The organism is Nonomuraea sp. NPDC049400 (genome assembly GCF_044466425.1).
In the GTDB taxonomy this organism is placed as follows: domain Bacteria; phylum Actinomycetota; class Actinomycetes; order Streptosporangiales; family Streptosporangiaceae; genus Nonomuraea.
In genome coordinates this window covers 1-1,432 of the sequence record NZ_JBITMP010000159.1, presented here as the reverse complement: position 1 = coordinate 1,432, position 1,432 = coordinate 1, and the positions used below count along the sequence as shown (strand labels likewise).

At 67.4% G+C, this 1,432-nt stretch carries 1 protein-coding gene; it reads left to right on the top strand.

The features are described from left to right. The first annotated feature begins 235 nt into the window (after nucleotides 1-235). Nucleotides 236-1,414 carry an IS110 family transposase gene (locus tag ACIBVN_RS60875; protein WP_397152051.1) on the top strand — a complete coding sequence of 393 codons (1,179 nt, stop codon included), beginning with the start codon at nucleotides 236-238 and terminating at the stop codon, nucleotides 1,412-1,414. Nucleotides 1,415-1,432: the final 18 nt, after the last annotated feature.

Below are 1,432 nucleotides of genomic sequence, written 5' to 3'. Positions count from 1 at the left end.
CGTCCCTACCGTTGAAGCGTCTGAGCTCGTAGGGTTCAGATGCCCCGGGAGGGGCGGGTGTGGCTCTCAGTCGTCTGCCGCTGGTGTGGCTCCCTTCGACTCGCCGCCCGCCTCTCCAGGACGGGCCCGGCCTCTGATTAAGAGCTGCGAGCCGATCGCTGAGTAGGGACCTGATGGCGGGATCGTCTGCGGGCTGACGCGAGTTGCGGTGAGAGAGAGGCGCGAGTTGACGCGGATGTGGGCTGGGGTCGATATCGGCCGGGGGCATCATCACGTGGCGGTGGTCGATGGCGAGGGCGAGCGGGTGTTCTCCCGGCGGGTCGTCAATGACGAGACGGCCCTGCTGGGCGTGATCAGTGAGGTCATGGGCCTGGCGGAGCAGGTGACCTGGGCGATCGATCTGAACAGCAGCGAGTCGAGATTGCTGGTGACACTGCTGCTTGATCATGGCCAGAAGATCGTCTATGTGCCGGGCATCATGGTCAACCGGGCCGCTGAGGGATATCGCGGCGCGGGCAAGACCGACGCGAAGGACGCGTTGATCATCGCGGACCAGGCGCGGATGCGCCGGAACCTGACCGTCCTGGACGGTGACGACGACCTGGTCGTCGAGCTGCGCATGCTGGTGGCCCGCCGGACAGACCTGGCCGCCGATCGCACTCGGGCGGTCAACCGGCTCCACGACCAGCTCCTGGCCATCTGCCCCGCCCTGCAACGAGTCCTCGATCCGACCACACAGGGGCCACTGATCCTGCTGACCGGCTTCCAGACCCCGGCCATGCTGCGCGAGCTCGGAGCGGAGGGCCTGACGGCCTGGTTGCGCGAGCGCAAGGTCCGCAACGCCGCGGCACTGGCGGCCAAGGCCGTCACGGCGGCGGCCTCTCAGGAGACAACCCTGCCCGCCGAGCGGACGGCCGCGCTCCTGGCCGCCCAGCTCGCCCAGGGGCTCATCACCCTCAACCAGCAGATCAAGGACCTTGACCAGCTCATCGAGGAGACGTTTCGCCGCCATCCCTCCGCCGAGGTAATCGCCAGCATGCCCGGGATCGGCGTCCTGCTCGGAGCCGAGTTCATCGCCGCCACCGGCAGCATGACCCGCTTCACCGGCCCTGATCAGCTCGCCAGCTTCGCCGGCGTCACCCCAGTGCCCCGGGACTCCGGCCGTGTCAGCGGCAACCTCCACCGGCCCCAGCGATACAGCCGGCCCCTGCAACGCGTCTTCTACACCTCCGCGTTGCTCAGCATCCAGTCCTGCCCCGACTCGCGCCACTTCTACGACCGTAAACGCGCTGAAGGCAAGCGCCACATCCAAGCAGTTCTCGCCCTCGCACGCCGCCGCGTCAACGTCTTGTGGGCACTCCTGCGCGACAACCGGACTTATCAACCCACACCTCCCCTCACCATCGCTGCTTGACAATCGGATTAAGAGTCG